We start from the raw sequence: 23974 nt of genomic DNA, 5'->3' as shown, positions 1-23974 counted from the left end.
AGAAACTGCCTCAACGTGATGGCACACATGTGCGGCGCGCTGTCTGTTGCGTCCAGTCGCTGCGTCGGCACCGTTGGCGCGGCGCACAACGAGCGAGTGCAGACGCGGTTTGTTTCGACCCGTTCCAAATTGCATTTGCCACCGCCCCCGAACCCGATCATTCTTGCCGCCAAGACCGGCACCAGCCCGGTGGGTTTCGGTCAGACAAGTTGCCGCCGTAAGCGGCTTCATGCACCGGCAGGGGAAGACGCCTATGCCAACTCTCACCATCAACGGGCGGAGTCTGTCCGTGGATGCGGCGAACGACACGCCGCTCCTCTGGGCCATCCGCGAGCAATTGCAAATGACCGGCACCAAGTTCGGCTGCGGTGCCGGCTTGTGCGGGGCTTGCACCGTGCACGTCAACGGTGAAGCCGTGCGCTCGTGCCAGACCATGGTCGGCGATGTCGCCGGCAAGAAGATCACCACCATCGAAGGCCTCTCCGCCAAGGGTGATCATCCCTTGCAGAAGGCATGGGTCGCCGAGCAGGTGCCGCAATGCGGCTACTGCCAGTCCGGGCAGATCATGCAGGCGGCCTCGCTGCTGTCGAAGAATCCCAATCCGACCAAGGAAGAGGTCGTCGCGCATATGGACGGCAATCTCTGCCGCTGCATGACCTATTCGCGGATCCAGAAGGCGATCATGCGCGCCGCATCCGAGATGCGCACCGCGTCCGCCTCCGGCAACGAACGGAGGCCCACATGAACAAGCACATCACGACCATCATGCCCGAGACGACCGATCTCAGCCGCCGCTCCTTCCTGGTCGGCACCGCCGCGACCGGCCTCGTGCTCGGCTATGCCGGCGTGCCCGGCATCGAGTCCGCATCGGCTGCGGCGCCTGCCAATTTCGAGCCGAGCGTCTGGTATGCGATCTCGCCCGATGGTCTCGTTACCGTGACCTGCGGCAAGGCCGATATGGGCCAGCACATCGCCTCCACCATGGCGCAGATCGTCTGCGAGGAGCTTGGCGCGAAATGGAGCGACATGCGCGTGCAGCTCGCCTCCAACGACCCGAAGTTCAACGATCCCGTGCTCGGTGCGCAGATCACCGGCGGCAGCTGGTCGACCATGATGAATTTCGAGGCGATGAGCCGGGCGGGTGCTGCCGGCCGCATGGCGTTGACGGAGGCGGCGGCCGCAGCCATGGGCCAGCCGGCTTCGGAACTCGTGGTGCGCGATTCCATGATCGTGCATTCGAAGTCCAAGAAGCAGATGTCATTCGCCGAGATCGTCAAGAGCGGCAAGGCGACCAAGACCTTCACGCCGGACGAGCTCAAGGCGATCAAGCTGAAGACGCCGGACCAGTACACCATGATCGGGGTGTCGGTGCCGCAGCTCGACATCCCCTCCAAGACAAACGGCACGGCCAAATATGGCATCGACGTGATGCTGCCGGGCATGGCCTATGGCGCGATCGTCACGCCGCCGGTGCGCTTCGGCGCCACGGTCAAGTCGGTCGACGACAGCGCTGCGAAGAAGGTGCCGGGCTTCATCAAGGCGGTCATCCTCGACGACAAGACCCAGACCACTTCGGGCTGGGTGGTTGCGGTCGCCGGCACCTATGCCAACGCGAAGAAGGCGGCGCAGGTGCTGAAGATTGCCTATGACGGCGGTCCGAACGCGAAGCTGTCGAGCCAGTCGTTGCTGGATGAAGCCAAACGGCTTCAGGGCCTGGAGGATTCCGGCCAGTTCTTCGTCAAGGACGGCGATCCCGCAGCCGCCTTCGGTACGGCTGCCAAGGTGGTGGAGGCCGAGTACACCACCAGCATCAACATCCATGCGCCGATGGAGCCGATGAACGCCACCGCGGAGTTCAAGGGTGACATCCTGCACATCTATTCCGGCAACCAGTTCGCGACGCGCTCCGGCGCGATCGCTGCGGGTGCGGCCGGGATCGATCCGAAATTCGTCGTGATGCATCAGCATTGGCTCGGCGGCGGCTTTGGCCGCAGGCTCGATGCCGACATGATGGTGCCGGCGGTGCAGGCGGCCAAGGCGGTCGGCAAGCCTGTGAAGGTGATCTACTCGCGCGAGAACGACATGACGATGGACTTCTCGCGTCCGCTCACCTTCCAGAGGGTCAAGGCTGGCGTGGACGGCGACGGCAAGCTGATCGCGCTCAGCCACGACGTGGTCTCGGCCTGGCCGACCGCGCGCTGGGGAATCCCCGATTTCCTGACGCCCTCGGTCGACAAGAAGGGTCCGCTCGACAGCTTCACCGTGAATGGTGCGGACTTCTTCTACACCGTGCCCAACCATTATGTGCGCGCGATCAAGAACGAGCTCGCGCACAACGCCACGCCGTCCGGCCAGCTCCGCTCGGTGGCGCCGGGCTGGACCTTCTGGGCGGTCGAAAGCATGATCGACGAGATCGCGGCTGCGACCGGCAAGGACCCGGCCCAGTTCCGCATCTCGCTGCTCGACGGCGCCGGCAAGAACGACGGCGGCGCGCAGCGGTTGCGCAACACCCTGCTCGCCGCGATGGGCCTTGCCGGCTACGGCAGCCGCAAGCTGCCGAAGGGTGAGGGGATGGGCGTTGCCTGCGTGTCGTCGCAGGAGCGCGCAAGCGCGAGCTGGACGGCCTGCGTCGCCCATGTCGCAGTGGCTCCCTCGGGCGAGGTGACCGTGAAGAAGCTCACGGTCGCAACCGACGTCGGCACCCAGGTGCATCCCGACAACATCCGTGCCCAGGTCGAGGGCGCGGCGCTGTGGGGCCTGTCGCTGGCGATGTACGAGAAGGCGACGCTGAAGGACGGTGGCATCGAGCAGACAAACTTCGACAGCTATCGGCCCTTGCGCATGAGCCAGGTGCCCGAGGTCGCGGTCGCGGTGATCGCCAATGGCGAGAAGGCCACCGGCGTCGGCGAGCCCGCGGTGACCGTCGTCGCGCCTGCCATCGGCAACGCCATCTTCAATGCCAGCGGCGCTCGCGTGCGGGCGCTGCCGATTACGGCGGAGGCCGTGAAGGCGGGTATGAAGGCGTAAGGCGAGAGCGAATGAGATGAGCCGCCGGAGGCAAGCCTCCGGCGGCTTCGTTTTGGCCTGCCTCCGCCGGGCCACGACAGGGAAGGCGCGGCAAACCGCTCGAAATTTCCCTTTGTTATCAAGGCCGTTCTACTGTGCATGGGGTTGTTTTCGCGATTTTGGTCGCCGGCCTCCTGGAGCTCCAAATCGGTAAAATTGCGCGCAATTCCAGAAGGTTCCATTGAGCACGCCTCTTAAGGGCCGGAGAACCTGATCCAGCTTAGGCTGACGCCAAATCCAGTCCCGTGCTCTGGGGAAGTCATGAACGCGCCAGCCAAAACCGCCGCCAAACGCCGGCTCCTGCTCGCCTCCGACCGGAGCGATGCGAGCACCGAACTCGCCAGCATCCTGAAGGCGGTCGGCGACGTCTCGACGGTGACGACGCAAGAGATCCCCGAACAGCCCTCGCGCGATCTCTCCGGCCTCGTGGTCGACATCAACCTGCGCTCGCCCGAGAGCGTGCAGCGGGTGCGCAACAAGCTGCGCGGCGATGCCTATCGCGCGATGCCGCGGCTGTTCGTGCTCGCCGATGCCCTGCATCACGGCACCATGCAGGCCTGGGCGCTGGGCGCCACCGACACCATCTCGCGGCCGCTCCAGGCGGATGCCATCCTCCAGCGCATCCGCGCCGCCTTCCCCGACACCGCCGCCTATGACGCGACCGATCGCGGCAAGACGCTCAACCGCGGCGTCGAGGCCGCGCACGCGGTGCTGGCGAAGATGTTCGAGAAGCTGCCGCTCGGCGTGCCCCTGACCTTCGACGACGTGATCGCCGCCGAGAGCAAGATTCTGAAAGCGATCAAGCATTCCTCGCTGCGCGAATGGCTCACTGCGGTGGGCTGCCACCATGTCGGCAGCTACCGGCACTGCCTGTTCGTCACCGGCTTCGCCGTCTCCTTCGCGCAGCATCTCGGCATGCGCGAGGACGACCAGCGGCGCCTGACCCGCGCCGCGCTGCTGCACGATGTCGGCAAGGCCTTCGTTCCCTCCGCGCTGCTCGACAAGCCCGGCAAGCTCACCGACGAGGAGATGGCCGAGGTCCGCCAGCATCCGCGCCGCGGCTATGACGCGCTCGCCGCGCAAGGCAGCTTCCCGCCGGAGATGCTCGACGTGATCCTGCATCACCACGAATTCCTCGACGGCTCGGGCTATCCGAACGGCCTGTCGTCGAACCAGATCAGCGACATCGTGCGTCTCACGACGATCGTCGACATCTACGCCGCGCTGGTCGAGAAACGCGCCTACCGCATGCCGTTCACGCACTCGCGCGCCTTCACGATGATGGAAGGCATGGGCGGCAAGCTCGATCAGCAGCTGTTGCAGGCGTTCCGGCCGGTGGCGCTGGGGTCGTTCTAGGCGAGATGCCGTAGGGTGGGCAAAGGCGCGAAGCGCCGTGCCCACGAGCTTTCTCCGATCGCACTCAATTGGTGGGCACGCTCCGCTTTGCCCACCCTACGATTCCTAACCCACCCTACGACTTCATCCCACCATCTTCCGCAACTCCGCTTTCGCCACCTTCTCCAGCGTCGAGCGTGGCATGTCGTCGACGAGCTTGATCTCGCGCGGCACCTTGAAGTCGGCAAGGCCGTTGCGGCAGGCGGCCATCACGCGGTCGTGCAGATCGGGCGCGGCGCCCGCGACGCCGCCATGCGGGATGATGAAGACGACAGGCACCTCGTCCAGCATCGGATGTTTCTTCGCCACCACGGCCGCCTCGCGCACGCCCGGCACCACCGCGATCACCTGCTCGATCTCGGAGGCCGCGACGTTCTCGCCGCCGACCTTCAACATGTCCTTGGCACGGTCGCCGAACTTGATGAAGCCATTCGCAAGCCGCTCGACGCGGTCGCCGGTGAGGAAGAAGCCGTGCGCGTCGAAACTCTCGCGCGTCGCTGTCTCGTTGTGCAGATATTCGGCGAACAGCGACAGGCCGGGGATGCCCTTGATCGCCAGATTGCCGGTGTCGCCGATTTCGGTCGGCCGTCCCTCGTCGTCGGTGATGCGGATTTGATATTCCGGCGCGGCCCGCCCGATCGACATCGGGATGTTGGGCTGGTCGACCTCGCCGACGATGCCGTGGGTGATGGTCTCGGTCATGCCCCACCAGCCGATCATCTTGATTCCGAAGGCGGCGAAGGCCGGCGGTTCGTTGATGGCGGTGCCCCACAGGCGGAAGCTGTGGTCTTTCGGGATCTCCTGCTCGAGCAGCGCCTTCATGCAGAACGGAATCGTCGAGGTCCAGGTCGAATCGTGCTCGCGCGCGACGCCCCAGAACCGGCTGGCGGAGAAGCGCGGCTGGATCACGCAGGAGCCGCCGACCCACAGCGTCGCCAGCATGGAGTAGGCGAGGGCATTGGTGTGGAACAGCGGCAGATAGGTCTGATGCACGTCGCTGGCGTGAAGATCTTCATGCGCGGCGTTGATCTTGGCGCCCCACAGCGCGTTGGCGTGGGTCCACAGCACGGCCTTGGGGCGCGAGGTCGTGCCCGAGGTATACTGCACGCTGCACGGCGCCAGTGGATCGGCCGCGCGCCTGGGGCGGTCGGCACTGTCGGCGAACAGGGATTCAAAACTGTCGCCGCGCGAGACGCCGTGCGCGGGCGCTGCGCCGGCATCGTGCGAGGTCGCCGCCATCCAGCGGATGTTGCGGCAGTTCCGAGCGACGGTCTCGGCATAGGCCGGCTGCGTGATCGCGGCGACCGCGCCGCAATGATCGGCAAAATACGCGATCTCGGCCGGCGCCGAGCGGGTGTTGGTGGTGACCGCGATGGCACCACACTCGACGCAGGCAAACCAGGCCAGCAGCGCCTCGATGCAATTGTCGAGATGAATGAGCACGTATTCGCCCGGCCTCACGCCACGCCGTGCCAGCCCCGCCGCGAGCGCGCCGACCCGCTCGTGAAACTCGCCATAGCTCCAGCGCCGCGCCGGCGCATCGAACGGCGCCCAGATCAGGAATGGATGATCAGGCCGGACCTCGGCGCGCATCCTCAGGAGCCAGGGCACGTCGAGCCCGTCGAATGGGCCGACGATCCCGGCTGCGGTCTGTTGAAGTGACATGATTGCCCTCCCGTGCAGCCTGCATCTTGATGGCGGCTGTCTTTCGATGATTGCGTCTTCCTGCCATCGGATGAGGCGGGGAGCAAATCGGAGGGCGTGGCGTGCAGCAGGAAATGCTCTCTCCTCCGTCATGGCCGGGCTTGACCCGGCCATCCACGCCTTGCCTCACGAAGAGCGTGGATGCCCGGGACAAGCCCGGCATGACGGCAGAGAGCGTAGTGCCAAGGCTGATTCAATCCTCGTACGACGAAATCTCGATCAGGCTCCCGTCCGGGTCACGGCAATAGACCGAGCGCAGCGTGCCGCGCGCGCCCTGCTTGGGCGCCGGGCCTTCCTCGATTGCGACGCCGTGTGCCTGCAAATGCGCCACCACCTCGCCAGGCGAAGCCGAGGTGAGGAAGCAGAGGTCCTCGCTGCCGGCGGTCTGGTGGTCGGCGGTGAACCACTCCACCTTGTCGGCATCGCGCGGCCGGACGTTGATCTTCTGGTTACCAAAGTGAAGCGAAGTCCGCGGCGCTTTGCCGCCGCCGGGGTCGAACACCTTGACTTCCATGCCGAGAATCCTGCCGTACCACTCGGCGGTGGCCGCGACGTCGGAGACATTGATCACGAGATGATCGAGAGCTTCGACCTTGACCGCCATGCCTTATCCTTTCGTCGTGATGCGCTCCACGCACTTTCCGCCTGCGGCGAGCTTTGTTACAACCCCGCCGACGCCGGTTTCAAGCTGTCTGGCTTAAAGAACAACACTGGGAGAACCCTTGAGATGATCACTCGCCGTACCGCGCTGGGCCTGCTCGCCGCCAGTCCGCTTGCAGCCACCCCGCTGTCGAAGGCCCTTGCCGCCGATTATCCGGCCCGTCCGGTGAAATGGGTGGTCGGCTATCCGCCGGGTGGGGCCACCGACATCCTGGCGCGGCTGATCGGCCAGCGGCTCTCGGAAAAGCTCGGCCAGCAATTCGTGATCGAGAACAAGCCGGGCGCAGGCAACAACATCGGCACCGAATCGGTCGTCAACGCCGAGCCCGACGGCTACACGCTGCAGCTGATCAACCCGGCCAACTATATCAACGCCTCGCTCTACAAGAATCTCAAGTTCAACTTCGTGAACGACATCGCGCCGGTGGCCTCGTTCCAGCGCGTGCCGAACGTGATGACCGTCAACAAGGACGTGCCGGCCAAGAACGTCGCCGAGTTCATCGAATACGTGAAGGCCAATCCCGGCAAGGTCAACATGGCTTCGTCCGGCAACGGCACCTCGGTGCATCTGTCCGGCGAGATGTTCATGGCCATGACCGGCTGCAAGATGCAGCACGTGCCTTATCGCGGCGCGGCGCCCGCGATCACCGACATGCTCGGCGGCCAGGTGCAGGTGATCTTCGACAACATGCCCTCGATCATCCAGCACATCCGCTCCGGCTCGCTTCGCGCCATCGGCGTCACCACCACGGAACGTTCGCCGCAATTGCCCGACGTGCAGCCGATCGCCGACACCGTCAAGGGCTACGAGGCCAGCGCGCTGTTCGGCATGGGTGCGCCGAAGAACACGCCGAAGGAGATCATCGCCAAGCTCAATACCGAGATCAACGCGCTGATGAAGGAGCCCGACATGACCAAGCGTCTGGTCGAGCTCGGCGGCGAGCCGCGGGTGCAGACGCCCGAGGCGTTCGGCGAGGAGATCAAGGCCGAGACCGAGAAGTGGAAGAAGGTCGTCGAGTTCGCCGGCCTGAAGGTCGAGTAGCGATCTTGTGATCGCTGGGATAGGAGCCCTGCCGTCCGGCAGGGCTTTTTTCTTGGGTGCCTTGTTTCGTTGATCTGGAATAAAACCGCGCGGCGAAACCTGATGATAGATGGCGCCGTATCTCGGGCCAGCTAAAGAGGAGTTGGATCATGCGCAAGACGCAATTGGTGCTGCTGACGTTCAGTGCGGCGCTCCTGGCCGGCTTCGCCACCGTCACGCCCGCGGCGGCGCGGGAGTACCCATGGTGCGCCCAGGGCGGCGAGTATGATTATCCCGGCGAATGCGCCTACAGCACCTATGAACAATGCCAGGCCAGCGTGTCCGGCCGGCTGCTGTATTGCGATCGCAATCCGCGCTTCGCCTACGGTCAGGGACAGCCGGCGCAACCGCGGCCGCAGCGGCGTGGGCGGCCCGTCGCTCCGTATTGAGGGCAGAGCGGTCTACCGCTTCGCGTCCGCCTGTTCCGTGCCGGTACACGAGATCAGCATCGTGTAGGCACGGGCGTTGGCGGCGATGTCGGCAGTCTTCAGGTCGCCCTTGGGCTCTGCGGTCTGGTAGGGCACCACGGAGTTGTCGAGGAAGACGCGCAGCGCGCCGGTCTTGATGGCGAAGTTGATATTCTCCGTCAACTGCCCGGTCTCCTTGATCATCCTGAGCGCGTTGAGCTTGGCAACGACGATGCCCGCGACCTGGCCGGACAAGTCGAACAAGGGGCCCCCACTGTTGCCCGCTTGAACCGCCGCGCTGATCTGCAAACGTCCGGTGTGATTGCGGAAGCCGCTGAGCGAGCTGACGATTCCCGTCGTCACGGTCAGGTCGGAGGAGAGATAGCCGTGCAGCGGGAAGCCGATGGCCACCACGGGGTCGCCGGAGTGCATCGAGCGGTCCCTGATCTTCGCAAAATCCTTGAACACTGCCGTTGCCGGCGCCTGCAGCAGCGCGAGATCGTTGGTCGCGTCGCTGGAGACGACGCGCAGAACCATCGTGGCCTCACCGGCGAGATTGCCCTTGATATCCCCGGTGCAGCTATCGATCACGTGGCTGTTGGTGACGATATGTCCGTTGGGACTGACCACAAAACCAGTGCCGGTCAAGGTGCCGGTTCGTCCCGGCTTGGCAGAAGGTGCGCCTTGCTTGTCGCCGGCCACCGCGGGCTTCGCCGCAACCTTGGCGAAGTCGCCGGCCTTGTCGAGCCCGTCGGCTTTCACCTTGCTCACGCAATTGGCCAACGCCGCGATGACCGGCCCGGTCGACGTCAGATCGAAATTCAGAACGGCGCGGCCGGCTGTTGCGACCATCAGGCTCGCCTTCTGGAACGTACGCACGACATTCAGCGGCATGATGGCCGTGAGCATGTTGGACTGATACGCCGTCGCGTACAGCCTGGCTTGCTCCTTTCCGTCGAAGGTCACGTCGATCGCGGCGTTCTCGCCCTTGTTGAAGCGGTAGCTGGGATTCGCAAAGGCGAGCGACCAAGTGCCGGCGGCATTCTGGCTTACGACGAGGATGACGCCGTTCGCATAAGGCGTCGTCGCGGCGCAATGGGAGAAGGCGCCGGTCTGGTCATTGCTGAAGGCGCCGCCGATCCAGTTGCCGATATTGACGCTGCCGAAAGGTCCCGCCGCATTGGCGACTCCGGCAATACCGACCTGCAACAAGGACGCGACGATTAACGACTTAAGCCACATACCAGCCCCCGGCACGCTTTCGGGCCGCATCTTACCTGCGGGAACAGGGGGCGCGCAACCAACAGTTGTCCGTGCCGGCGGAATCCCCTCGGGGCGACTTTCGGGCTTGCGTTTGCTTTGCAATGCCATATGCTTTGCATTACAAAGTAACGGGACGGGTAATCCCGGAAACACGGGCGGAACGAGGCTCTGGCGTTGCGCGATCTCGACAAGGCACTGGCCGATATCGTGGCGATCCGCAGCCAGATTGCGGCCGGGACCGCGTTCCGCGGCTACGGCCCCGCGACGATGGCCGCGACCGGCGTCGTCGCGCTGCTCACCGCGATCCTGCAATTCTGGCTGCTGGGCGATCCCACCGGCGAGCCGCTCGGCTTCTTCTTCGGCTGGTTCATCGCCGCCGCGCTCTCCGTCCTGATGATCGGGATCGAGATGCGCGCGCGTTCGCGCCGCCATCATTCGGGTCTGGCCGACGCCATGATCCACCAGGCGGTCGAGCAGTTCCTGCCGGCAGGCGTTGCCGGTGTGCTGCTCGCGGTGGTGTTGTGGAAGTTCGCGGGCGAGGCGCTGTGGCTGCTCCCGGGGCTGTGGCAGATCCTGGTGTCGCTCGGCATTTTCGCCTCCGTCCGCTCGCTGCCGCGCACTGTCGCGCTCGCCGGCGCCTGGTATTTCGTGTCCGGCTTCGCGGTGGTGGTGCTCGCGAGCCAGACCCATACGCTCTCGCCATGGACCATGGGCCTGCCCTTCGTGATCGGGCAGTCGGTGATGGCGGGCATTCTCTATGTCGCATCCGGAGACCATGATGTCGAAGATTGACAGCGCGCCCTTCTCCTATGAAGGGCTCGACCGTGTGATCCACGAGAAGGCGAGGCTCGGGCTTCTGACCTCGTTGATGGCACATCCCAAGGGGCTGGCATTCGCCGACCTCAAGCAGCTCTGCGGCCTGACCGACGGCAATCTCAGCCGGCATCTCGGCGTGCTGCAGGAAGCCGGCCTCGTCGAGGTGACCAAGGGCTACGAGGGCAACCGCCCGCATACCACCTGCCGCCTCACCAAGACCGGGCGCCGCCGCTTCCTCGACTATCTCGCCGTGCTCGAGCGCCTGGTGCGCGACGCCGCCAAGGCCGCCGGACGCGAGGCGCCGCCGCTCGGCCGCCTCGGTATGGCCTCGACCTGATCCTTCCCCTTTTTTTGACCGGAGACTTTGCGATGCAAAGTAATGCGTCCCGCAACGAGAAGCTTCATGTCGGCATCATCATGGACGGCAACGGCAGATGGGCGACGCGGCGCGGCCTCTCGCGCCTGCGCGGCCACGAGGCCGGTGTCGAGGCGATCCGCCGCGTCGTCGAGGCCGCGCCAAAGCAGGGCATTGGCACACTGACGCTGTACGCCTTCTCCACCGACAATTGGCGGAGGCCGAAGGCCGAGGTCGCGGCGCTGATGACCTTGCTGCGCTTCTATCTCGCCAACGAGGTGCAGAGCCTGGTCAGGAACGGCGTGCGCCTCACCGTGATCGGCCGCCGCGACCGGTTGCCTGACGGCATTGCCAATGCGATCACGCGCGCCGAAGACGCCACCGCCGAAGGCACCACGCTGCATTTGCGCATCGCCGTCGACTATTCCGCCCGTGATGCCATCCTCAATGCCGCGGCGAAAGCGGCGGCGCTGACGAGCCTCACCCGCGAAGCGTTCTCGCAGCTCGTCACCGGCGAAGCCGGCCTGCGCGACGTCGATCTCATCATCCGCACCTCGGGCGAGAAGCGGCTGTCTGACTTCCTGCTCTGGGAGGGCGCCTATGCCGAGCTGCACTTCACCGAGCGGATGTGGCCCGAATTCGACGCGGGCGATCTCGCCGCTGCCTTGGCGTCATTCCATGGCCGCGAGCGCCGCTTCGGCGGGCTTCAGGCGATCGTGCCCGAGGAGGTGCCTTCACTCTCCCGTGTGTGACGCGCGGCACGTGGAAACGAGCTGTTCGTTTTCAGCCGCATGATTGGCAGCACCGTCCAAGCGGATGGTGCGCGGCCTCGGCTAGGTCTGCAAGTCCCAGCAACCTGCCGAAAGCATCACGCATGTCACAGCTGTTTCCGGGAGCCGTCGTCGAGCCGGTCGAACTGGCCGAAACGAAGGGCATGGTCTGCATCAGGACCGCGGGCGAATCCGATGTCGAGAGCCTCTCGCTCTATTTCACCGGCCTCTCCACGACATCGCGCAACAAGCGCTTCAGTGGCGCGCGAACCGATCTCTCCGTGGTCGCGGCCGAGTGCGTCGCCAGGTCCGACCGGCTCGACCACTTCACCCTGCTCGCCGAGCTCAGGCAGGAGGGCCAGGGCCGGATCATCGGCGAAGCGCGATACGCTTACGACGACGCCGTCCGGCACGGCGAATTCGCTATCTCGGTCGCGGATGCCTTCCAGCGCATGGGCCTTGGCCTTCGGATGATGACGGCGATGGAAACGCGGGCGATCGATCTCGGTCACGACATGATCGCCGCCGAGACCGCCCGGACCAATGCCGAGATGCGCGGCCTGGCGAAGAAGGCAGGCTTCAGCGATACCGGACTGGGAGATTGGCAGTCGATCCATCTCGCGAAGCGCTTGTCGCGTTAGCTCTGCGCGCTGATTTGCCGCGTGGCATGGATCGTGCTCTAGTGTCCGAGGTATCCCAGCGACGGGAGCTTTCGCAGGATGCGCGCGGTTCTGGATTATTGCAGCGGCGGGACGGAACGGCAGGTCGAGGCCGGGTCGGTCGTCGTCACCGAGGGCGGCACCACCGGTCATCTCTACGTGCTGATGCAGGGCAAGCTCGAAGTGCTCAAGGGCGACATGGTGGTCGCCACCGTCACCGAGCCGGGCGCGGTGCTGGGTGAAATGTCCGTGCTGCTGGGGCAGCCGCATACCGCGACGGTGCGGGCCTGCACCGACGCCGTCATCTACGAGTTTGAAGATGCCGCCTCGTTCCTGAAGCAGGAGCCGGGCGTCGCGTTGCTCATCGCAAAGATGCTGGCGCAGCGGCTCAACGTTGCCAACACCTATCTCGCAGATCTCAAGCGGCAATATGCCGGGCACGGCACGCACCTGGCCATGGTCGGCGAGGTGCTCCAGAGCATGATCAACCTGCCGCCGGTTGAGGTATCGCCAGGCTCGGATCTGCAATCCGATCCAAGGATGTGAGCCAGTCCGGCGGCGCATCGATGGGCGTGGCGGGCCGCTTCAGCGGCGCGTTGAGGTCGATCCATTGCGCCTCGCCGGCCGCAAGCCAGAACGCCTTGTCCGCGTCGAGCTCGAGCACGATGTAGGTCGGAGGACGGCCGGGTTGCAGGCCGGCGTTGAAGATCCAGCTCTCGCCCAGCCGGTCGTACCACGAGCCATCCTTGATGAAGGGCGACTGGTGCACGTGGCCTGAGATCACGATCGACGGCTGGTACTGCGTGATCCATTGCACCAGCTCGACGTCGCCGAAGAAGCGCTTGCCGCCCCAGCTCGTCGGTGAATCCGCCGGCGGCGCGTGATGGGCCCAGATCCAGCGTCGCAGCCGGCCGGAAGCGGCGTCGCCGAGCTGGGCCATGAGGCGCTGCTTGACCAGCGGCCCGTCCCACCACGGGCATACCGTGAACAGAGTGTCGCCGATGGTGAGGCTGTCGCCATCGCAGGCAATGCCGATGTCGCGCACCTCCGAAATCCAGCGCGCGATCTTCTCGCCTTCTGCGTTGCGGTCGTCGAGGTCGTGATTGCCTGAGCAGAGGATCACGCGGGTCTTCGCGGCGAGCAGGGCGAGGTACTTCTTCACCACCACGATCTGGGCCCGGAAATCCACCATCGAACCGATGTCGAGCGCATCGCCGGCGAAGATCACGAGGTCGAATTGCGGAGCCGCGCTGACCAGCCAGTCGAGCTGCGGCAGCGAATAATGCAGGTCGGCAACGACCAGGCAACGCATCGAAAATCCGTTGGTCAAGAGAAATCGAATTACTTGCAAATTGACGGTGCCGGCCGGCCGGCCGATCAATCAGTCGCCTGATGTTGTTCGAGGATTCCCCGATCAGCCAGAGTCTTCGCCAGTTGCTCAGTGTAGATCATCCGCGCCCATCGATGCAAATGCGAGGGATAGTGCGCATACAGGATGTCCAGCATCACGTCCGGGGTATCCAGGAAGTGCGATTGATCGAGGCCAAGCCGAGCCGCAATCCTCTTGCCTGCCTCGGTGTGGAAGCTCTGCGGGCCGCCCTGAGCATTGACGGAATTGACCGGCGAGATGACGAGATAGACCTTGGACCGGTCGAGCTTCGACAGCGTTACGGACAGGGAGTCGAGCGCCTTCTCGAATTCCGCGTTGATCACGAACGGTTTTGAGGCGGGGAGCGGCTTGAGAAGAACGTGGCCGGGCAGCGTGGCCCTGAACGCCTCCAGCGAAGGAATATCGAGCATTCGGTTGGGCTCGATCGCGCCACCGTGCTCATTCCAGATGGTCGAAATGAACTGGTCCTTGCCGCCGTAATAAATCGCATAAGCGCCTGGAAGCGGAGTGTACACGGCGCGCTCCATCAGCAGTCGGATATATTCGAGACCGCCGGCCGGAAAGCCCAGGCCGGAAGGAAGTTCGAAACGGTCGTTTCTGATGAAGGCCGGCCACTCATTCCATCTTGGATCGCGCTCGAACTGGATCGGATTGAACACCAGAATGAGCTTCTTCGGCTGGCGACCGCGGGCGATCATCTTGTCGAGCATCGCGGCGTAGCCATCCGGGCCAACATAGCCGATGGTGCAAAACGCCTCGACGTTGGATCCCGGAAACGCGTGCAACAAGGTCGGGACGTGAACCCCAAACAGGCAGGAGCTGTCGCCGAGAAAGGCCAGATCGGATGCAGGCAGCCGCTCCGAACGCCTGACCTGCTCGAGGACGATGTAGGTCTCGATTCCGCGAGACCATTGATGGTTGCTCCGCCCGTGGATGAAACTTGCGATTCCGAGGATGAGAGCCGTCAAGACCGCGACCGGAACGAACCTGCGTGCGACAAGCCGAAGTGCATTGGTCAGCGGCGACTTCATGATCGGTTGGATCGCGCGTTTCAGCATGGCCTAGAACTGAAAATAGATGAAGGTTGCGTTGACGTGCCCGGACGCCGCGATCGTCATCGCCGCCAGGGCTGCAAACAGCGGATACTTCATCCATGCAGGGCGTCGAATCAGGAAATAGTCTCCGTGCGACTGCAGCTGCCATTCCAGCAGCATCAGCGGGGCTGCCAGCGACAGAACCGCGAGCGCGACGGCGCTGTGCACCGGAGCCCATTCCCAATTCCTGAGCGCACTGAGCATGCCGACCAGCAAATTCCAATTTGCCGCCCGAAAGAGGAACCAGCCGACGAATACGATCAGCATGGTGACGGCCCAGCCGGCGCCGCGAGCAATCGTCGAAGGCGGCTCATCCCCGCCGGGCAATTTGCGCCATAGCGCAAGCGCGGTGCCATGGAGCAGTCCCCAGAGAACGAACGTCCACGACGCGCCGTGCCAAAGTCCTCCCAAAGCCATGGTCAGCATCAAGTTCCGGTTCGTGATCATCTCGCCACGACGGTTTCCGCCGAGGGAGATGTACAAATAGTCGCGGAGCCATGTGCTGAGGCTGATGTGCCAGCGCCGCCAGAATTCGCTGATCGAGACCGACCAGTAGGGGTAGCGGAAGTTCCACGTCAGCTCGAAGCCGAACAGCAGCGCGACGCCCTTTGCGATCAGGCTGTAGCCGTTGAAATCGGCGTAGATCTGGATGCCGAAGGCGATCGTGGCGAGCACGACCGACCATCCAAAGGGCTGATCCGGAATGAAGAGCGTATCGACGATCATCGCCAGGCTGTCGGCGACCACGACCTTCAGGGCGTAGCCGTAGATCAGGAGCCAGAGTGCGCGGTCGGCATGATCGGCCGTGAATTGTCGCGGCTTGGAAAATTGATCCAGGAGATTGCTGGCTCTTTCGATCGGTCCCGCCACGAGTTGCGGGAAGAACGCCTTGAAGGCGAGAAACTTGACGAGGTCTCTCTCCGCGACATGCTTGCCGCGATAGACGTCCACGACATAGGCGATGCCCTGGAATGTGATGAAGGAAATGCCCAGCGGCAGGATGATTCGCAACGTCGGCAGGTTCGGTTTGAGACCCGCGTGTTGCGCGATCGTCGCGAACGAATCGACGAAGAAGCTGAAATACTTGAATATCGCGAGCACGATGATCGCCACGGCGACCGCGGAAAAGACCAGAAGCTTTCTTGTGTGCTCGTGAGGGCTCGCGGCGATCAGAACCGCTGCGGCGTAGTTGACGAGGGAAATCCCGACCAGCAAAGGCAGAAAACGCCAGTCCCACCAGCCGTAGAAGACGTAGCTTGCCGCCAGGATGATGACGTTCTGAAGCGCGAGCCGGGAGGTGGCGTGGTAGAGCAGGAAGGTCGCGGGAACTAGACAGAGGAACGCCACGGAGACAAAGGACATTGCAGAAATGGTTCACATTATTGGGTCGCGCCGCCGCTCGTCGTTCTGCTCAGTCTGAAAACGATGCGAGCGGAGGGTGCTACCGGGATTGCGCAGATAAACCACGGGCCGGCGAGGCGGTGACTGAGGCTGCCTCACTGGTGGAGGCATCCAATAACAACTATGAGATGAAAGCAACCGCCATCCGCGGGCGTGTCCGGTCACGGGGCGACGTCGTCTGCCGAGCGCTCGATGAATGGCGCCTGGCGCCCCGGCATCAGGCATTTCCATCACGGCGGAACTGGACCTCTGGAGCGAATTCTGATGTCGTGACGGACCCTCAACACGGATGTCCGCATGACCTCCTTCAAGACCATTCGTGCCCGCGCCGAGAAGCGCAAGGGCGGGCCCAAGGCGTTGGAGAAATTGATGCCGGCAAAGCCGGATCTCAAGCGGTTGGCCAGGCTCGGCGACGACCGCGTCCTCGCCGAAATGACCAAGCGGGTATTTTGCGCCGGCTTTGCGTGGAGCGTGATCGAGTCGAAATGGGACGGCTTCGAGGACGCCTTCCTGCATTTCCAGCCGGCGAAGCTTACGTTTCAGCCTGAGGATTATTGGGAAGGCCTGCTGCGCGATGCGCGCATCGTGCGCAACGGTGCCAAGATCATGTCGGTGCGCGACAACGCCGCCTTCGTGCAGGAGATCGCGAAGGAGCATGGCAGCTTCGGCAGGTTTCTGACGAAGTGGCCCTCGTCCGACGAGATCGGCCTGCTCGATCTCATGACCAGGCGCGGCAGCCGGCTCGGCGGCAACACCGGGCAGATGCTGCTGCGCTTCCTCGGCTGGGACGGTTTTGTGACGTCCGGGGACGTGGTGGCCTGCCTGCGCGATGCCGGTCTCGACATTGCCGAACAGGTCAAGTCGAAGGGCGATCTCGCCAAGGTCCAGACGCAGTTCAACGCCTGGGCCGCGGAGACCGGCTTGCCCTATACTTATCTGTCGCGCATCTGCGCGCTCTCCATCGGTGAAAGCCGCAGCGAATAGCGTTCCCCTCCCTCCAATGATGTGCGCAGTGTGGCGATCTCGTGCCGCGAGCGCGGCGGTCGCAACGCGCAATCACGAATTAAATTTTGCCGGAACATTCGTGCGCTGCACCTGTTCGGGAGTTTGAGCCAGGCGAATAGCGACGCAGGGAACGCCCGCTGGCTCAGCTCAATGAAACCCGACGTGACAGAAACGGAGCAGCTCATGAAGCTCACATCCGAACAGGTAAAGCAGACCGTCAACCAGCTCGGCGCTCAGGTGCTGCCCGACGAACATCCGGCCATGCCGCAGCTCAACAGCATGTTCGGCGAGCATACCTTCTTCGTCGACGAGATGGGCCTCAAGGTCCTCGAGCCCACACCATCGCCCGGTCCCGATCGGCAGAGCGGTGAAGTCGTCAGCCTCGCCGATTGGGGCGATTCCGACCTGACGCGCCTGATGGCGCACGAGCCCGAGCCGACCGGCGTGATCGTCGTGTTCGAGCACGTGCGGCATTGATCCGCCCGGGCCGGATATGTCGGAGCGGATCGCCTCCGGCCTCGTTCAAATGCCGAACGTCAGTTGTGGCTCCGCTTCGTCCCCGGCCTGGAGCGCAGACAGCGACACCCCCAGCAGCCTGACGCGCTTGGGCAGCGGCATCTCGATTGCGAGCAGGCCGCTGGCCAGCCGTTCCAGATCGTCCCGGCGTGCGACCGCCGCCGGGACGGATCTGCTGCGCGTGATGATCTCGAAGTCGGCGAATTTGATCTTCAAGGTGACGGTGCGACCGCGGTGACCCGTCGCCTCGCAATGGCGCCAGACCTTGTCGACGAGAGGCCTCAGTTCGATTGCGAGCGCGTCGAGCTCGCTGAGATCGGTGGAGAACGTGGTCTCCGCGCCGATCGACTTGCGGATCCGGTTGGCGCGAACCGGCCGTTCGTCGACACCGCGCGAGATCCAGTAATAATAGGCGCCCGACTTGCCGAAATTCGCGTTCATGAACGCCAGCGTCTGGTTGCGGATGTCGAGACCGGTGAACAGGCCGAGCGCGTTCATCTTCGCAGCCGTCGCCGGGCCTATCCCGTGGAACTTGCCGACCGGCAGCGTCTCGACGAAAGCCGGTCCCATCTCCGGCGAGATCACGAATTGACCGTTGGGCTTGCGATGGTCGGAGGCGAGTTTCGCGAGAAACTTGTTGTAGGAGATGCCCGCCGAGGCGTTGAGACCGGTCTCGGCCTTGATCTTCCCGCGGATCTTCAGCGCGATGTCGCGCGCCAGCGGGATGCCCTGCAGGTTCTCCGTCACGTCGAGATAGGCCTCGTCGAGCGACAACGGTTCGATGACGGGCGTGTGCTCGGCAAAGATGTCGCGGATCTGCCGGGAGATCGCCTTGTAGACCTCGAAGCGCGGCCTGACGAAGATCAAATCGGGGCACTGCCGTTTCGCCGTGACCGATGGCATCGCGGAGCGCACGCCGAACTGGCGCGCCTCGTAGCTGGCGGCCGCGACGACGCCGCGTTCCGCTGAGCCTCCGACCGCGACCGGCTTGCCGCGAAGCTCCGGATTGTCGCGCTGCTCCACCGACGCATAAAAGGCATCCATGTCGATATGAATGATCTTGCGGACGGGCGGGGCTTCGCCGGTCACCATGTCGGATTCGCTCATGGAAAGATGATACAATTGCGCGACGGGATGCGCGAGGTGATGGATGCTGCAGCTGTTGTCGTTCGTGGTGGGCGTGGTCGGCATCGGCTGGCTGATCGGCGCAACCAATCTCCCCGGAGACTGGTATGCCGCCCTCGCCAAGCCGGCCTTCGTGCCGCCGAACTGGGCGTTCCCGGTGGCATGGACCCTCCTTTACCTCATGATCGCCATCGCGGGCTGGCGGACCTTTCGCCGCGAGCCGTCGGGCAAGGCCATGCTGGCCTGGGCGGCGCAACTTGCGCTGAACTTCGCATGGTCGCCGGTCATGTTCACGATGCACCAGATCGGCGCCGCGCTCGTCATCCTCGTCGGCATGTTCGTCGCGATCGTGAGCTACATCGGCATCGAGGCATCACGAGACAGGCTGGCGGCCGCGTTGTTCGTGCCCTACGCAGCCTGGGTCGCGTTTGCCGGCGTACTCAATGCGGCCATCTGGCGTTTGAATTGAGACATTCGGTCTCGACCGATTCAAACAGCAATCTCAGGCTTGTGAGTGGCAAGCATGGTGATGCGATCTAATATGAGTACACGGAGGACAGCCCATGCAATACAGCTCCGAGCTCATTCATACCATGCGCCAAGCGCTGGAGACGGTGATGGCAAGCGTACCGGCGCATCAATCGGTGTTCGGCCTGAAAGCGGCGGTCGCCGAATGCATCCTGAACGCCGCCGCGCACGGCCAGACCTCATATGACGGGTTGGTTTCGTCCGCCTCCGACCAGATCCAGGCGATCGTCGCGATGCTGACGTGAGGGCGGCCTGAAACGGCGGCAAAACTGGCGCACCCGACACGATTCGAACGTGTGACCTTTGCCTTCGGAGGGCAACGCTCTATCCAGCTGAGCTACGGGTGCTAGTCGACGCTCATTTAGCCGATTGGCGCGGGGCGGGCAACCGGTTCTCGCCACATTGCGCTTTAGGCCGTTTTGCGCCGGAAGGGGCCCGGAACCGCTGCGGCCTCCCGGCCGAGGCTTGCGAACTCGGCGAGCACCCTTTCGGCGCAGATGACGCGGTTGCGGCCGAGGCGCTTGGCGACATAGAGCGCCTCGTCGGCCGCGCCGAGCAGCCGGTCGGGCCCGCCGTCGGCGCCGCCGGGAATGTGGCTGGCGACCCCGACGCTGAGGGTGACGTGGTCGCCGGCGCCCATGGCGCCGTGGGTGATCCGCAAGGCGATCACGGCGCAGCGGATCGCGTCGGCGATGACGCAGGCGGTCTCGCAATCCATGTCCGGCAGGATCAGCGCAAACTCCTCGCCGCCATAGCGGCTGGCGATATCGAGCGGGCGCACGGCATGCCGGCTGACGACCGAAGCGATCGCGCGCAGGCATTCGTCGCCGGTCTGGTGGCCGTGATGGTCGTTGAACAGCTTGAAATGATCGACGTCGACGAACAGCAGCGCCAGCGGCTTCTGCGTGCGGTGGGCGCGAGCCCATTCGCTCATCAACATCTGGTCGAACGCGCGGCGGTTCGACAGGCCGGTCAGCCCGTCCTTGGTCGCGAGCTCCTTCAGCGCCATCTCCGCGCGCTTCTGGTCGGTGAGGTCGCGCAGCGTCTCCACCACGGCGATCAGGTGTCCGGCCTCATCGTGGATCGGACCGGCGTCGATGGCGAGATAGAGCTGGCTCCCGAGCTTCGGCATCGTGCACCAGTTTTCCGCGGAAAAGCCGAGCCCGTTATGACCGCGCGCGGCATATTCCGAATAGAACTCCGGGAGCCGCTCCGGCCGATCGAGCGCGACGAGGTCGGCAAGGCAGGGGCGCCTCGTCTCGTAAAAGGCCTGCCAGTGCTTGCTGGTGCCGATCACCTCGGACGCGGCGAGGCCTGTCAACCGCTCGCAAGCCCTGTTCCAGATCACGACACGACGTTTCGGGTCGATCACGAAAGTCGGTACCACCAGATGCTGCATCAGCCGCACGGCATAGGAATCCGCGACGTCGACGGATTTGGCCGAAGACTTGGCTGAAGACTTGGTCGGCGTCTTGCCTGATGTCCTTCCCGGCGACTTGCTTGACGACGTCCCTGGTTTCGCCATCAGGCCACCGCCGCCACCGGCGAGGCTCCGGGCAAGCCGTCACGCGAGCCGAACAGTTTCCGCACTTCCCTGGCCGGCACCGGCCGGCTGAACAGATAGCCCTGCATCTGCGTGCAGCCGAGCGCACGCAGGATATCGCGTTGCGCCTCGGTCTCGACGCCCTCGGCGACCGTGGTCATGTTGCTGGCGGTGGCGATGTTCACCACCGCCTGCACGATCACGGGCGCGCCGCTCGTCTCCGCGATGTCTGCGACGAAGCAGCGGTCGATCTTGATCTTGTCGAACGGGAAGCGCTTGAGATAGCTGAGCGAGGAGTAGCCAGTGCCGAAATCGTCGAGCGCGATGCGAACGCCGATCGAGCGGAGCTGGTGCAGGATCGAGAGCGCGGCTTCGTCGTCGCGGATCAGCACGGCCTCGGTGATCTCGATCTCGAGCCGGCGCGGGTCCAGCCCGGAAGCGGCGAGCGCGCCCGCGATCCGCAGCGCCAGCGTGTCGCATTTGAGCTGAACCGGCGATACGTTGACGGCGACGCGGATATGCGTCGGCCAGGTCGCGGCCTCGTTGCAGGCCATGCGCAGCACCCAGTCGCCGAGTTCGGTGATCAGGCCGGTGTCCTCGGCGACGGGAATGAACTCGGCCGGCGACACCATGCCGCGCTCGGGGTGACGCCAGCGCAGCAGCGCCTCGCAACCCGAGACTTCGTTGGTGCGCAGGTCGACCAGCGGCTGATAGTGAATCTCGAAGCCGCCGTTCACCAGCGCCTGCCGCAGATCCTGCTCCATGCTCAGGCGCGCCTTGGCGCTCGCATCCATCTCCGGCTCGAAGAAGCGGTGGGTGCGGCGTCCTTCGGCCTTGGCGCCGTACATCGCAAGATCGGCATTCTTGATGAGCTGGTCGAGATCGGTGCCGTCCTGCGGCGCCAGCGCGATGCCGACGCTGGCATCGGTGGAGAGCTGATGACCAAGACAATGATAGGGTTGCCGGATGGCTTGGTAGATCCGGGTTACGAAGGCCAGCACCTCGGCAGAGGACTGGATGCCGGTCTGGATCACCGCGAATTCGTCGCCGCCGAGCCGCGCGATCAGGTCGCCCTCCTTGAGGCAGCCGCGCAGACGGCTTGCGATCAGCTTCAACAGCTCGTCGCCCACGTGATGGCCGAGCGAATCGTTGATGCCCTTGAATTCGTCGACGTCGATGTAGAGCAGCGCGAACTGGCGGCCGTCGGCGACCTTCGCCAGCTCGCGTTCGATCTGCTCGCGGAACAGCGTGCGGTTCGGCAGGTCGGTCAGCGCATCGTAATGCGCCATATGCGCGATCTTCTCGTCAGCCCGGCGCCGGTCGGTGACGTCGTCGATGACATGAATGAGATAGCGCGGCTCGCCGGCTTCGTCACGGATCCCGATCCGGGTCGACGTAATGTAGCGCATCCCCTTGCCCGGCATCTGCCAGGCGTGTTCGTCCTTGAACGATCCGTTGGCCGATTGCAGCGCGTTGGTGTCGTCTTCGGTGATGCGGGCGGCGGGCGCCTCGGGGAAGATGTCGAAAGCGGTCTTGCCCACGACGTCCTGGCGCGACTGGCCGAATAGTTGCTCGGCGACGCCGTTCAGCAGGAGGTACTGTCGCGTGCGGGCGTCCTTCACCGTGATCTGCGACGGGATATGGTCGATGATCTCGCGCAGGAAGGTGTGGTTGCGGTCGCGCTCCTGCTCGAGGTTGCGGCGCTCGGTGATGTCTTCGATCGTGGCGACCCAGCCGCCCTGTGCCAGCGGGGTGTTGATGACCTGGAAGGCGCGGCCGTTGGCCAGCTGATGCGTGCGCCTGGAGACCGTGCCTTCGGCAACGACCCTCATGACATCGGTGCAAAACGCCTCGACGTCGCCGTCGAACGCGCCGCGCTCCTTGCGATGGTACATCGCCTCGCGGATGTGGCAGCCGGGCTTGATGACGTCGTGGGAGAGACCGAACATCTCGGCATAACGGCGGTTGCAGGTGACGATGGTGCCGCTCGCGTCGTAGAGGATCAGCCCCTGCGTCATGTTGTTCAAGGCGGTGTCGAGCCGCAGCCGCTCCGCTTCCAGCCGTTCCTGCGCCTCGCGGTTCTGCCGGTTGATCAGGCGGATGATCAGATAGAGGATCAGCGCGATGACGGCAGCCGAAAGCGCGGCGGTCGTGACCATGAAGCCGGTCTGCTGCCGCCAGTCGGCCAGCGCTGCCGCCGTGGTGCTGGTGGCGACGATGACGAGCGGGAAGTGATTCAGCGACGCGCCCGATCCGAGCCGCTCCTCTCCATCGACCGGGCCCTTGCCACGGAGTGTCCGCTGGCCGCCCTCGGCCAGCACTTTCCGCACCAAGGGCGCATCCCTGAAGCTCCGTCCGATCAGCTCCTCGCGATGCGGATAGCGGGCCAGCATCTTGCCCTCGCGATCGAACAGCGAAATGGCGGTGCCTTCGGCAAGCGCGACCGATGCGAAATAATGCTGGTAGCTGTCGGGATCGATCCGGCGGACCATCGCGCCGAGGAAGGTGCCGTTGGCGCCGGTCAAGCGGCGTGCGACGACCGTGGTCCATTTGTTGATGATGAAGCTGCGGACGGATTCCAGCAGCACCGGCTCGGACTGCGGATTGGTCTTGAACGTCTGAAAATATGCCCGGGCCGAAACGTTGATCTTGGGCAACGGCTGCGGCCGCGACCAGTTGATCAGCTCACCGTCGGCGTCGTAGATCGCGATATCGCCGAGATAGGACACCGAGCTGATCTTGCTGCGCAGCATCTGGTGCGCCGCCGGGCCGGACATGCGCTCGCGGAACATCGCCGGCGAAGTGATCTCGATCAGGCTCATCTGCCCGATCACGTCGGCGGCGACGACGTCGGAATCCTCGAATTGCTGGTCAAAGTGCCGGGCGATCAGCTGGACCGTGTTTTCCAGCTCGCGTTCGCGGTTGGTCAGGGTGCGCTCGCGAAATTCGCCGACGGCCATGGCGGTCACACCGAAGATGCCGGCGACCAGCAACACGCCGCACAGGGTCAGCCACAGGACGGGACCACGTCGCGCCAAAGCCTCCCAGCCGTTCCTTGCGGCTAGAGACATTCCGGCTGCCACCGTGGAAAAGACCTGGCGCATTCCCCCTCCCTGGAGGAACACGAATACACCGCACAAATGGCCTAAACCTTAGGAAAGCCAGTTACCTAAGCATTAATCCAGTTGCGCCACCG

The 23974-nt window shown here is 64.3% G+C and carries 23 protein-coding genes and 1 tRNA gene; 14 read left to right on the top strand and 10 right to left on the bottom strand.

Features of this window, described 5'->3' with window-relative positions; all coding sequences use genetic code 11:
* Nucleotides 1-253 precede the first annotated feature (253 nt).
* The 3 genes from CIT40_RS32875 to CIT40_RS32865 all read left to right on the top strand — a co-directional run bounded on the left by CIT40_RS32875 (nt 254) and on the right by CIT40_RS32865 (nt 4422).
* The gene (locus tag CIT40_RS32875) at nt 254-745 is read left to right on the top strand and encodes a (2Fe-2S)-binding protein (RefSeq protein ID WP_094894428.1); all 492 of its coding nucleotides are present in this window, start codon (nt 254-256) and stop codon (nt 743-745) included.
* On the top strand, nt 742-3027 hold the full coding sequence (locus CIT40_RS32870) for a xanthine dehydrogenase family protein molybdopterin-binding subunit (RefSeq protein ID WP_094894431.1): 2286 nt from the start codon (nt 742-744) through the stop codon (nt 3025-3027). Before CIT40_RS32875 ends, CIT40_RS32870 begins: the two co-directional genes overlap by 4 nt.
* 300 nt (nt 3028-3327) lie before the next feature.
* The gene (locus CIT40_RS32865) at nt 3328-4422 is read left to right on the top strand and encodes an HD-GYP domain-containing protein (protein WP_094894433.1); all 1095 of its coding nucleotides are present in this window, start codon (nt 3328-3330) and stop codon (nt 4420-4422) included.
* Between the two features lie 123 nt (nt 4423-4545).
* Here the strand turns inward: CIT40_RS32865 and CIT40_RS32860 are convergent, their stop codons facing one another.
* Nucleotides 4546-6126, bottom strand: coding sequence for an AMP-binding protein (locus tag CIT40_RS32860; RefSeq protein WP_094894436.1), 1581 nt, complete (start codon nt 6124-6126; stop codon nt 4546-4548).
* A gap of 232 nt (nt 6127-6358) precedes the next feature.
* Complete coding sequence (locus tag CIT40_RS32855; RefSeq protein WP_094894439.1) at nt 6359-6769, bottom strand: VOC family protein; 411 nt, start codon at nt 6767-6769, stop codon at nt 6359-6361.
* A gap of 123 nt (nt 6770-6892) precedes the next feature.
* Here CIT40_RS32855 and CIT40_RS32850 point away from each other — a divergent pair, with 123 nt between their 5' ends.
* Complete coding sequence (locus CIT40_RS32850; RefSeq protein WP_094894442.1) at nt 6893-7867, top strand: Bug family tripartite tricarboxylate transporter substrate binding protein; 975 nt, start codon at nt 6893-6895, stop codon at nt 7865-7867.
* A gap of 149 nt (nt 7868-8016) precedes the next feature.
* Nucleotides 8017-8295, top strand: coding sequence for a DUF3551 domain-containing protein (locus tag CIT40_RS32845; protein WP_094894444.1), 279 nt, complete (start codon nt 8017-8019; stop codon nt 8293-8295).
* A 12-nt stretch (nt 8296-8307) separates the two neighbouring features.
* On the opposite strand, the gene CIT40_RS32840 is transcribed toward CIT40_RS32845, so the two are convergent.
* A complete protein-coding gene (locus tag CIT40_RS32840; RefSeq protein ID WP_094894447.1) occupies nt 8308-9555 on the bottom strand; it encodes a S1C family serine protease in 1248 nt (415 codons plus the stop codon).
* A gap of 195 nt (nt 9556-9750) precedes the next feature.
* Here CIT40_RS32840 and CIT40_RS32835 point away from each other — a divergent pair, with 195 nt between their 5' ends.
* From CIT40_RS32835 to CIT40_RS32815, 5 genes are all read left to right on the top strand, one after another.
* Nucleotides 9751-10368 (top strand): hypothetical protein, encoded by a 618-nt coding sequence (locus CIT40_RS32835; protein ID WP_094894449.1) that lies wholly within the window; start codon nt 9751-9753, stop codon nt 10366-10368.
* Entirely contained in the window at nt 10355-10729 is a 375-nt protein-coding gene (locus CIT40_RS32830; protein ID WP_162307790.1) for a winged helix-turn-helix domain-containing protein, read from the top strand. The genes CIT40_RS32835 and CIT40_RS32830 overlap by 14 nt, the downstream gene beginning before the upstream one ends.
* 32 nt (nt 10730-10761) lie before the next feature.
* Nucleotides 10762-11499: a di-trans,poly-cis-decaprenylcistransferase gene (locus tag CIT40_RS32825; protein WP_094894455.1), complete on the top strand. Its 738-nt coding sequence runs from the start codon at nt 10762-10764 to the stop codon at nt 11497-11499.
* Nucleotides 11500-11621: 122 nt separating this feature from the next.
* Nucleotides 11622-12158: a GNAT family N-acetyltransferase gene (locus CIT40_RS32820; protein WP_094894458.1), complete on the top strand. Its 537-nt coding sequence runs from the start codon at nt 11622-11624 to the stop codon at nt 12156-12158.
* 78 nt (nt 12159-12236) lie between these two features.
* Nucleotides 12237-12722, top strand: coding sequence for a Crp/Fnr family transcriptional regulator (locus CIT40_RS32815; RefSeq protein WP_094894461.1), 486 nt, complete (start codon nt 12237-12239; stop codon nt 12720-12722).
* Here the strand turns inward: CIT40_RS32815 and CIT40_RS32810 are convergent.
* The 3 genes from CIT40_RS32810 to CIT40_RS32800 form a co-directional block, all read right to left on the bottom strand.
* The gene (locus CIT40_RS32810; protein WP_094894670.1) at nt 12661-13488 is read right to left on the bottom strand and encodes a metallophosphoesterase family protein; all 828 of its coding nucleotides are present in this window, start codon (nt 13486-13488) and stop codon (nt 12661-12663) included. The two genes, CIT40_RS32815 and CIT40_RS32810, sit on opposite strands and share 62 nt — an antisense overlap.
* Before the next feature lie 65 nt (nt 13489-13553).
* A complete protein-coding gene (locus CIT40_RS32805; RefSeq protein WP_148667249.1) occupies nt 13554-14597 on the bottom strand; it encodes a hypothetical protein in 1044 nt (347 codons plus the stop codon).
* A 30-nt stretch (nt 14598-14627) separates the two neighbouring features.
* Entirely contained in the window at nt 14628-16022 is a 1395-nt protein-coding gene (locus tag CIT40_RS32800) for an MBOAT family O-acyltransferase (protein WP_094894466.1), read from the bottom strand.
* Nucleotides 16023-16358: 336 nt separating this feature from the next.
* Here CIT40_RS32800 and CIT40_RS32795 point away from each other — a divergent pair, with 336 nt between their 5' ends.
* Together CIT40_RS32795 and CIT40_RS32790 are read left to right on the top strand one after the other, a co-directional pair.
* A complete protein-coding gene (locus CIT40_RS32795; RefSeq protein ID WP_094894469.1) occupies nt 16359-17045 on the top strand; it encodes a DNA-3-methyladenine glycosylase I in 687 nt (228 codons plus the stop codon).
* A 204-nt stretch (nt 17046-17249) separates the two neighbouring features.
* Nucleotides 17250-17543, top strand: a complete 294-nt coding sequence (locus CIT40_RS32790; RefSeq protein WP_094894472.1) for a hypothetical protein — start codon at nt 17250-17252, stop codon at nt 17541-17543.
* 45 nt (nt 17544-17588) lie between these two features.
* Here CIT40_RS32790 and dinB read toward each other — a convergent pair whose 3' ends face one another.
* Entirely contained in the window at nt 17589-18689 is a 1101-nt protein-coding gene (gene dinB / locus CIT40_RS32785) for a DNA polymerase IV (protein ID WP_094894673.1), read from the bottom strand.
* 43 nt (nt 18690-18732) lie between these two features.
* Between dinB and CIT40_RS32780 the strand changes: the two genes are divergently transcribed.
* On the top strand, nt 18733-19176 hold the full coding sequence (locus tag CIT40_RS32780; RefSeq protein WP_094894474.1) for a TspO/MBR family protein: 444 nt from the start codon (nt 18733-18735) through the stop codon (nt 19174-19176).
* A gap of 94 nt (nt 19177-19270) precedes the next feature.
* Nucleotides 19271-19480, top strand: a complete 210-nt coding sequence (locus CIT40_RS32775; protein ID WP_028139576.1) for a hypothetical protein — start codon at nt 19271-19273, stop codon at nt 19478-19480.
* Between the two features lie 25 nt (nt 19481-19505).
* Here the strand turns inward: CIT40_RS32775 and CIT40_RS32770 are convergent.
* The 3 genes from CIT40_RS32770 to CIT40_RS32760 form a co-directional block, all read right to left on the bottom strand.
* A tRNA-Arg gene (locus CIT40_RS32770) sits at nt 19506-19582 on the bottom strand.
* Between the two features lie 62 nt (nt 19583-19644).
* Complete coding sequence (locus CIT40_RS32765) at nt 19645-20634, bottom strand: sensor domain-containing diguanylate cyclase (protein WP_414645436.1); 990 nt, start codon at nt 20632-20634, stop codon at nt 19645-19647.
* Between the two features lie 125 nt (nt 20635-20759).
* Complete coding sequence (locus tag CIT40_RS32760) at nt 20760-23882, bottom strand: EAL domain-containing protein (RefSeq protein ID WP_162307789.1); 3123 nt, start codon at nt 23880-23882, stop codon at nt 20760-20762.
* Nucleotides 23883-23974 lie beyond the last annotated feature (92 nt).

Origin of the sequence: Bradyrhizobium amphicarpaeae, assembly GCF_002266435.3 — a bacterium.
Lineage (GTDB): Bacteria > Pseudomonadota > Alphaproteobacteria > Rhizobiales > Xanthobacteraceae > Bradyrhizobium > Bradyrhizobium amphicarpaeae.
This window is presented reverse-complemented; position numbering and strand designations above follow the sequence as displayed.

Coding starts and splice junctions, on each gene's coding strand:
- CIT40_RS32800 (WP_094894466.1), bottom strand. CDS start 16,022: ATGTCCTTTGTCTCCGTGGCGTTCCTCTGTCTAGTTCCCGCGACCTTC.
- dinB (WP_094894673.1), bottom strand. CDS start 18,689: ATGAGCGAATCCGACATGGTGACCGGCGAAGCCCCGCCCGTCCGCAAG.
- CIT40_RS32795 (WP_094894469.1), top strand. CDS start 16,359: ATGACCTCCTTCAAGACCATTCGTGCCCGCGCCGAGAAGCGCAAGGGC.
- CIT40_RS32815 (WP_094894461.1), top strand. CDS start 12,237: ATGCGCGCGGTTCTGGATTATTGCAGCGGCGGGACGGAACGGCAGGTC.
- CIT40_RS32860 (WP_094894436.1), bottom strand. CDS start 6,126: ATGTCACTTCAACAGACCGCAGCCGGGATCGTCGGCCCATTCGACGGG.
- CIT40_RS32870 (WP_094894431.1), top strand. CDS start 742: ATGAACAAGCACATCACGACCATCATGCCCGAGACGACCGATCTCAGC.
- CIT40_RS32810 (WP_094894670.1), bottom strand. CDS start 13,488: ATGCGTTGCCTGGTCGTTGCCGACCTGCATTATTCGCTGCCGCAGCTC.
- CIT40_RS32875 (WP_094894428.1), top strand. CDS start 254: ATGCCAACTCTCACCATCAACGGGCGGAGTCTGTCCGTGGATGCGGCG.
- CIT40_RS32845 (WP_094894444.1), top strand. CDS start 8,017: ATGCGCAAGACGCAATTGGTGCTGCTGACGTTCAGTGCGGCGCTCCTG.
- CIT40_RS32765 (WP_414645436.1), bottom strand. CDS start 20,634: ATGCAGCATCTGGTGGTACCGACTTTCGTGATCGACCCGAAACGTCGT.
- CIT40_RS32790 (WP_094894472.1), top strand. CDS start 17,250: ATGAAGCTCACATCCGAACAGGTAAAGCAGACCGTCAACCAGCTCGGC.
- CIT40_RS32830 (WP_162307790.1), top strand. CDS start 10,355: ATGTCGAAGATTGACAGCGCGCCCTTCTCCTATGAAGGGCTCGACCGT.
- CIT40_RS32775 (WP_028139576.1), top strand. CDS start 19,271: ATGCAATACAGCTCCGAGCTCATTCATACCATGCGCCAAGCGCTGGAG.
- CIT40_RS32805 (WP_148667249.1), bottom strand. CDS start 14,597: ATGAAGTCGCCGCTGACCAATGCACTTCGGCTTGTCGCACGCAGGTTC.
- CIT40_RS32820 (WP_094894458.1), top strand. CDS start 11,622: ATGTCACAGCTGTTTCCGGGAGCCGTCGTCGAGCCGGTCGAACTGGCC.
- CIT40_RS32780 (WP_094894474.1), top strand. CDS start 18,733: ATGCTGCAGCTGTTGTCGTTCGTGGTGGGCGTGGTCGGCATCGGCTGG.
- CIT40_RS32825 (WP_094894455.1), top strand. CDS start 10,762: ATGCAAAGTAATGCGTCCCGCAACGAGAAGCTTCATGTCGGCATCATC.
- CIT40_RS32840 (WP_094894447.1), bottom strand. CDS start 9,555: ATGTGGCTTAAGTCGTTAATCGTCGCGTCCTTGTTGCAGGTCGGTATT.
- CIT40_RS32760 (WP_162307789.1), bottom strand. CDS start 23,882: ATGCGCCAGGTCTTTTCCACGGTGGCAGCCGGAATGTCTCTAGCCGCA.
- CIT40_RS32855 (WP_094894439.1), bottom strand. CDS start 6,769: ATGGCGGTCAAGGTCGAAGCTCTCGATCATCTCGTGATCAATGTCTCC.
- CIT40_RS32850 (WP_094894442.1), top strand. CDS start 6,893: ATGATCACTCGCCGTACCGCGCTGGGCCTGCTCGCCGCCAGTCCGCTT.
- CIT40_RS32865 (WP_094894433.1), top strand. CDS start 3,328: ATGAACGCGCCAGCCAAAACCGCCGCCAAACGCCGGCTCCTGCTCGCC.